The organism is Allocoleopsis sp. (assembly GCF_036703385.1).
In the GTDB taxonomy this organism is placed as follows: Bacteria; Cyanobacteriota; Cyanobacteriia; order Cyanobacteriales; family Coleofasciculaceae; genus Allocoleopsis.
In genome coordinates this window covers 1-8243 of the sequence record NZ_DATNPA010000339.1, presented here as the reverse complement: position 1 = coordinate 8243, position 8243 = coordinate 1, and the positions used below count along the sequence as shown (strand labels likewise).

Genomic DNA, 8243 nt, shown 5'->3' with positions numbered 1-8243 from the left:
GAGATGGTACTGAAGCCTTTGATGTCAGTGAGTAGTATCGTCGCGATCACTCGTTGACCGGGCAGAAAACCAGAATCGAGTAAGCGATCGTGTTCATTCCAGAGAGCTTGGGCAATTTCCGGTGAAGTTTGCTGTCCCAACAACCTCATGACCATCTGCTCTTGACGTTTGAGTAGTTGCCGCTGGTAGACCTCTACTGTCAAGCCAGTGAGCATTAATGCCATTGCTGGTGCCACTACAGGTATCCATCCGGACTGCATAAACAGCGCCAGGGTAAAACCAAACAAAATACTCACACAAACTAGACTACTTAACCCCAGAATCAGGAGATTGTGAATCCGCGCCACCAACACACCGCCCACCAATGACCAGACGGCAATCCACAAGACCTCAACCCAGCCAGACCAATACCAAAACAGGGAGCGATTGTCTAAAACCGCACTGAGGATTTGGCTTACCATTTGAGCGTGAACCAAGACCCCTGCCATCCGAGGAATTTGCTTTTCAGCTGCGCTGTAGGGGGTGTAAAACAAATCTTTTGCCGTCGGTGCTGTTGCGCCAATCAGCACAATCTTGTCTTTCACCCAATTAGGGTTAATCTGCCCCTGCAAGACCTGTGTAAGCCTAACTTGTCGTGCTACATTCCGAGCTGAACGGTAATTTAATAAGATTTGATAGCCACCATCATCAATGGTTTGATAGCCACCAGAATTGAAATCCAACCACTTAAATCGAGTTTGACCTAATTGAAGTTCGTGAGTTTTGGTGAATTGAGGCTTAATGCCTTTTTGTTGGAGATAAGCGAGAGCGACGCGTAGGGAAAACGAGTAGAGGGTGGTTTCCTCGTCGATAGGAGCGATCATAAAATTGCGACGAACTACGTTATCGGGGTCAGTTACAACATCACTGAAACCAACCCGTTCCTTTGATACTCCAGGAGGGGGTTTTACCGCCTCGACTTCTGAGTTACCAATATTGGCGATCGCAACAACCTTTGGACTTTGGAATCGAGCGACCAATTCAGCATGACCTGGCTCTTCTGGTACATTGCGAGCCAAATCTACACCAATGACGGCGGGCTGATGCTGTTCCAATTCTGCTAAGACCTTTGCTAAAATCCCGTCGGAGATCGGATATTGCTTTAGAGCTTGGATGTCTTGCTCTGTAATCTCCACTATTAGCAAACGCGGATCGGGTCCTTCATCCGGGCGGAGGCGAACCATGAGGTCGAACGCATTTAGTTCCAAAGGCTGTAGCCATCCTAAGTGCCGCACCCCAAAAAACAAGCTGATTGCCACAAGGCTACTAAATACAAAATCAAGCTTCTTTACAGTAATAGTTTTTTGGTAAAAACTATTGAAAATTTGAGAAGCTTGAGAGATTAAAGAATTTTTTTTTTGATTCATTGAGTTGCAACAATGAGATAAAAAACTGCCCTATCTAAGAATGAATAGGGTTCTCGAATAAGCTAATTGTGGTTGGAATATATTGAGCAATGAATGAATTCAAAGAATACCAGATTTATTTTCAAAGGGTTTTTAAATCCGGATTCTCTTATGAAATTTTTTTCAAAACGAAAACGCGAAGAATGCTGTTATTGAATGGTCTGGATGCAAAGCCTCATCCTAATAGACTCGCTTGCGACACACAGCGGTCGATAAACGTGCGAGCGTTTACCAAGGATTGCCAATGACCGTAAAAGCTGCCCAGAATTTGGGATGGGACAGAGTTTGATTCCCCAGCTCGTTCAGATCCGGCGGTAAGGGTACTGTCCTACTGGGAGTCACTAATTTGCCATTCTCCAGCTTCACCTCTCCCTTGAGCATGGCGACTTGTGCTCGTCGTAGGGCTTCTGCCTTAATCGGAGCTTGTTGCAATTGCTCATAAAACTCTGCCATCAGTGCCATTGTTCCTTCATCGCTGATAAACGATAAACTCGCTAGGGCTGACTTGGCACCCGCTTGCACAGCTAACCCCGCAAAACCCAACTCCACCTGCTCATTGCCCTGTGCCGTTTTACAAGCACTCAATATCAGTAACTGCACCGCTGGGTCATTCCAGCCCAATTGCTGTAGTTGGTCTAATCGCAGCTTAGTATCCGATAACTGAATGTAGGAGTTGCTTAGTTCTCCGGGTTGAAAGAAGGCATGGGTAGCCAGGTGAACAATTCCAAACGGCCCTTCGCGGCGTTTTGCCTTGAGATTGTCCAGAGTAAAGTCTTTATTCAGGAATGATTGACCTTTCCAGATGGACGTGATTTCAGACAGCTCCACAGGAACAGCCGGTAAAGGAGTCTGGTTAGTAAATTTTGAGGCTCCCATTGCTAGGACTTGAGCATTTTTGATGTTTTGGTAGCGGGTATCCGTTAAACTGAGGCTCGGCATCAGACTCACGCTATACTTCTCTACTAGAAAGCCATCACCATCATGGAGGGCTGCTAGAGGGACAGAACGTAGTCCTGCGTCCAGGATAAAAACCAGATTCTGGATGCCAAGAGCTTTTAAATCTGACTCTAGGGGAGCGACCAACCACTGGTACATGTTTTGGGCAGGAGGAAGGTAATCAGAAGGGCGACTAGAGATATCGGTGACTTCACGGCGTAATTGCCCTGCGATTTTGAGAACTTGCTGGCGTGTTGTTCCAGGGACTCGTTTGCGAATAGGGGGGCCGTCTGGGGTGACCAGAATTAATTCCAACTGGTCACTATCCTGGCGCTGTCTGATAAGTTCACTGAGCTGCGGTCCGGCATCAAAAGCAGAGCTAGCGTTTTCAGCTGTCTTGGAAGTTAAGGTTGAGGGAACAAAGACAGCATAGATAATGGCTGGCTTCACACCAGTAGCGCTATCGATTCGGCGTAGGCTGTCTTGAGCGTCTGCCAGCGTAATGTCCTTGGTTGGCCCAAGTCTAAGATATTGTCTAAATTCGTTCGTGAATAGTTTATCGACAGTAGCCACAGAATCATTACGGTCAATCGGTAGTGGCGGTGGTGGTGACGTTAGCGAGAGGGGTGATGAGTAGGGTAGTGGTGGTGAGGATGATGGTGGTGATGACGGTGGTGATGACGGTGGTGATGACGGTGGTGATGACGGTGGTGGAGAAGGTGATGGCGCAGGAACGCTAATAATGTTAATGTTGACGCCGTTTGTATAGGTGTAAGGCAAGGATTGGAAGGGCAAGACGGAGGGGCCTCCATTACTAATCAGCGCGCCTGCTGTACCGTTTAAGGTCGCATCCCCAACATTAAAGGGAGTAATTCCGTTACCTCCATGCCTGATCGTGATTGAACCACCCCCTACTCCACCAGAGCTACAAATACTCGTGTTTATACAGCTGCTATTGGTGAAGGTACCAGTAGCTCGGAAAAAGTGATCTGTGGTGATGTCCACATTTCCCCCTTTACCATTGGTTCCACCTTGGGCGTTAATTGAGGTGACTTGAATATCACCAGGTGGATCGAGCTTAACATCGCCTCCATTTCCATTGATCGAACTCGTGTCGATCTTACCTGTGGTAATGTGTTCGCCTGCCTCAACAGTAATTGTTCCACCACCTGTTGCACCTGAAGCGTCTAAGTCACCGCTGTCAATTGTTGCCCCGCGCAGAGTAATATTGCCCCCAGTTGTGGTGACTGGATTGTGAATGGCGATCGCTCCCGTACTGGTGAAGCTGACATTCCCACCCAAGGTAGACAATAGAGCGTCAAGATTAATCTGACTGGGAGCTATCAGATCCCCAATCACAATATCGGCTCCATAGCTGAAAATAGGATTTTTCAGGTTCACCATCTTAGAGGTATTAATTCTGAGGGGGTTGTTTACTCCTAAGCTAAACGTGACCGTACCTGTACTGATATCCCCAGCAGCAGTGAGTCCGATCATACCTCCAGGCCCATTGCTTGCCATAGAGTAGACGTTACCTACGGTGATGCGATCGCCTGCATTCAGGGTAATGTTTCCAGCTCCGGTTACTCCAGAAGCGAGCAAGTCTTTGCTAGTGATGGCTCCTTGTGTACTATTGAGGGCGATCGCTCCTCCAGTCCCGTTGGTGGAACTCGAGTCGCTCTTGCCTGTGGTAATGGCTCCTGTGTTGCTGGTGAGGGTAATGCTGCCGCCATTGCCTGAAGCAGCGGTGGAGCTAGATTTTAGGTCAGCTGTATCAATGTTACCGGTAGCAGAAAGAGCGATCGCTCCTCCATCTCTTGTACTGGAACTGGTGTCTAGAGTGGCTGCCTTGGTATCAATTGTTGCCCCGCGCAGAGTAATATTGCCCCCAGTCGTGGTGACTGGATTTTTAATGGCGATCGCTCCCGTACTAGTGAAATCGACCTTTCCACCCAAGGTGAACAAAGAAGAGTTCAAATTAATCTGACTGGGAGCGAGTTCATTGCCAATAATAATGTCGTGTCCATTGGTGACAATAGGATTGTTGAGAGACAAAGCCTCAGATGTATTGATTTGAAGAGGTTTGTTAAATGTGGGATCGGAAGTAGAACGCAACGTAAGAGCGCCTGTGCTGATTTTCTGATTAGCCGTCAGCGAGATGTTTCTTCCCGTGAGGCTGCCACTTGTTGTGTCGATCAAACCTGAACTCAGTAGGGAGATATCTCCTGTTCCATTGGAGGTCACCTCAGTACTGTTGTTTAGCTGCACTCCCGATCCCATCAGTTGCAGGCTACCGTTCTCGGAAGTCACCTGTGTCCTGTCCAGGAGAATTTCTCCCATGCTTCCCATGCCAGTTATCGCGATCTTTCCGCCGCTGGCGCTTTGAATGCTCCCATTCACCACTCGGACACCATACATTCCAGTGCCTGTAAGCTTAATATCCCCAAGCCCAGAATTAAGGCTGGCACCGTTGAGATCGATTCCAGGATTAGTGGCTGTCCCTACTGCCGGATTCTTGCTGGGGTCACTACCGCCCCCTAAGATAATGTCGCCACCGCGGGAGATAATAGCTGAACCCGATTGGAGAGCGATCGCTCCTGCACCATTCCCATCTCGGTCAGCATTGAGGGTAACATTCAACCTTCCCGTGCCGTTGGCTGTCACGCCTGCACCTTGGAAAACTATGCTGTTATTTGCTTGCAGAATGAGTGCGTTATTCTCAGCACCCGAGTAGATAATATTGGCACCGGGATTGATAGTGATATCGTTATTGGCTGCTAGTGTCAGGGAAAAACCGCTATTCCAGGTGATAGGACTCCTGACTGTAATATTTCCTGCACCACTCAAACCCGATGCTGTGGAAACTGTGACATTGGTCGAAGCCAGTTGATTTTGTAGGGTTGTGGTGTTGAGGTTGGAAGGAGTCGTAGTCGTATCTGAAAATATATTTCCAGAAGTCGGCATACTGCCAGTATTCGGTTGATTGCTAATCGTGATATCTGTGGGGTCTAACAGCAGCATCCCCACCTGACCACCAGGTGCTAACAAATTAGCGAGTCCTTGAAAATTCAGCGACTGCTTACCAGAAACCTCAGCAAACCCACCATTACCGGAGTTTAATCCCCCACGAGCGCTGATTTTGCCGAGGAATCGATTGGACTGATCTGCCCAGGCAATCACTCGTCCGCCATTACCCTGAGAGAGCGCATCAGCGTTTATCGTTGTATCAGCACTAACAAACGTGCGAAAAGCATTGGGTATTTTCCCATTGCCCTGATAATCTCCACCAATTCGCACGGTACCACCGCCATCAGTACCAGAGGCGTTGATATTGGTGCTAATCAGTCCAACCTGGTCACCCAAAACATTCACATTGCCACCAACCCCTCCTTGGTTGGTAGGCGTTGCTACATCGAGAGTGCCAGAGGCTATAGCCGTACCCGCCTCAGATGGAATCTCCACCCCAGACGCGGTTAATTTGACCTGATCATTACCATTGACAGTTAAGCCTGTCCCCTGACTTCCACCCCCACCGGTGAGCAACTGGGGCAGAGATAGTACTGGAATTGTCCAACTTCCGGCTTGATTCCCAGCGGCTATTGGCTCAATCTCCAAACTCAGTAGATTCCCCAGTTGGCTGATGCGTACCAAATTTTGATTCGGTACTGCCGCTATTGTGATAGTTCCCTGAGGGGCTGCCAACTGCCCAGTATTGACCACCGTGCCACCTAACAGGGTAAGATTCTGTGCCTGACTCACAGCCAGCTGTCCGGCATTAACAATAGCTCCCGCCTGGGATGTAGTGTTAAATACAAAAGTACTTGGAGCGCCTACCAAAAGGGCATAGTTATTATTACCAGCCGCATTAAACCAACCGCTGTTAAACCCAATTCCCGTGGCAGTGGTAGCTGTAAAAGAGGTGGGGACATTCAGTGTGGCATTAGCGCTAAAGATGATCCCGGCTGGATTCATCAGGTAAAGGTGAGAGTTCCCACCTGTAACTTGAATCAGCCCGTTAATAATCGAGGCATCTCCTCCCGTAACCCGCCCCAAGATATTCTGAATGCTTGGATTAGAGAGAAAGTTTGCTGTCCCGCCAGAATTTAGACCAAATTGTTGAAAGCTGTGGAATAGGTTCGCCCCATCTCCCGAAAGCGTTCCGCCACTAATGTCAATCTGGTTACCATTAGGCGTCACTATCGTTCCGGTTGTTTGATCAGAGACAATGGGCTGAGCAAAAGCAGGTGTGGTTCCAAGGAATCCTGTCAGCAACAGGGTGGTTAACGCACTGCTTTTGAGGGGAAGAGACGATTGCATAAATGGGAGCTTCTCAATTGCGGTATTTCTAGCCAATTTTTGAGATGCACCCAGGTAAAGCAGAGAAACAAACTGATTTTGTCAGTTGCACTGCTCTCAATATGATTCGCTAATGCTCGGTAGAGTTAAGCCGCTTCAAATTTGAATTTCAGGGGATGACTATTCAATCTTTTTCCTTCTCTTTGTGTAGTCGTATCCGCCCTAAGACATAAGTTATAAAACTAAGAAATAGCTGAGAAAAAATATTCCCAGCCTACTGACAGAGGATGAAATTGAGCAAGAGCAATTGTTAATGTTGTCTATTTTGGCCTAGAAGGGTCTGTTTCTAGGTGAATTTTAAGAAAGCAGAAATATTTGTTTCGGTAGAATTCAAGTGAGGAAGGAAAAGGTTTGTTAAGGTTAATACTAAGTCTTGACTCTAATACTAAAATTTATACAAGAGTGCAGATGTAATTCCGGAAGATATTGACTGACGTTTGGGTGAATTTTAGCAAAGTGATAGTGAGCGGCTATTTAGCCAGAATGGCCTCACTGAAACTTTGGGTAGCGCGATCGCCAGGAGCAAAAGTTGGGTTTCTGGAGCGCAGAGGATGGAATTTTTCACAAAACCCTCACATTTCAACATTAAGATAAGTACTCACCAGGGGGCTGAATACTCATTTCCATTTTGACAATCAAAGCTGGAAACCCCTTGTCACTATCACAGGGGGCTTTTTCTTAGGTGAGTGGCACTGCCATGCTTACAGAACAAGCGTGGTCGTAATGTAAGCAATCCCGTCCTTACAGTAAAATCCATCCGCTTTTAAGAAAAATAAACATGTTTTTAAGACGCTTTAGTTATCGTAACCACGCTATCATCCTGAGTCAGGACAAGTGGGAAGTACTTGGGGCATTGAGATGGTTTGCCGACGTGGAGCCGCCAGAGAAGGATGGACTGTATGAAGGGGATGGATGGGAGACGCCGAAAAAAGCCTTGATAGAGGCCATACAGTTCATTGATGCTTTGATCAATGGCGACTTTGCAGAACTGGAACCGCAGTTGCAACCGATTAAGATACCCTATCCCCTAGGAAGTAAACTTCCAGAACGTCTACCCAGCTATCCATTGGTGAATGCTACCTCAACGCCTATAGGTAACGGCTCACAAACAGACATTCAAGTTGACTTACATCCTGCTCGCAGTAGGCGTGAGAGCCTCCAGCAGCTTTTTGAGCGAGAAGATAGAGATCGAAAAAGGATCAATGCTGAAAAGTCGATAAACGCTACACTCTAGACAAAAGGGGAGCAGAGACTGAGTTGCATACAGGTCGAGAAAAGTGCAAAAGCCTGCTATGGCAACAGCAAGTAAGCGTGTGTCGAGTCGCATGGGTTGCAAAACACACATATTTGACGATAGTTATAAACTCCCGGAATGCAGCATCGAGCATGTGTTTACCAAACATTCCCTTGGCGCTAGTTCGGTAATCTAGGTCTTCCATAAAGGCGCGAAGATAAAAAGGGTCGTTGACGCATGTCCAATATATATTTAGAACAATTTGATATTTT

General features: G+C 47.3%; 3 protein-coding genes. 1 reads left to right on the top strand and 2 read right to left on the bottom strand.

Features of this window, described 5'->3' with window-relative positions:
* On the bottom strand, positions 1-1406 hold a 1406-nt coding region (locus tag V6C93_RS16830), incomplete at its 3' end, for a CHASE2 domain-containing protein (RefSeq protein ID WP_333477823.1).
* A gap of 267 nt (positions 1407-1673) precedes the next feature.
* Complete coding sequence (locus V6C93_RS16825) at positions 1674-6698, bottom strand: CHAT domain-containing protein (protein WP_333477822.1); 5025 nt, start codon at positions 6696-6698, stop codon at positions 1674-1676.
* An 817-nt stretch (positions 6699-7515) separates the two neighbouring features.
* On the opposite strand from V6C93_RS16825, the gene V6C93_RS16820 reads away from it, so the two are divergent.
* Positions 7516-7971, top strand: coding sequence for a hypothetical protein (locus V6C93_RS16820; RefSeq protein ID WP_333477821.1), 456 nt, complete (start codon positions 7516-7518; stop codon positions 7969-7971).
* Positions 7972-8243 lie beyond the last annotated feature (272 nt).

What these genes read in the sequence shown, in the direction of transcription:
- V6C93_RS16825 (WP_333477822.1), bottom strand. Translation starts at nt 6,698, where the DNA reads ATGCAATCGTCTCTTCCCCTCAAAAGCAGTGCGTTAACCACCCTGTTG.
- V6C93_RS16820 (WP_333477821.1), top strand. Translation starts at nt 7,516, where the DNA reads ATGTTTTTAAGACGCTTTAGTTATCGTAACCACGCTATCATCCTGAGT.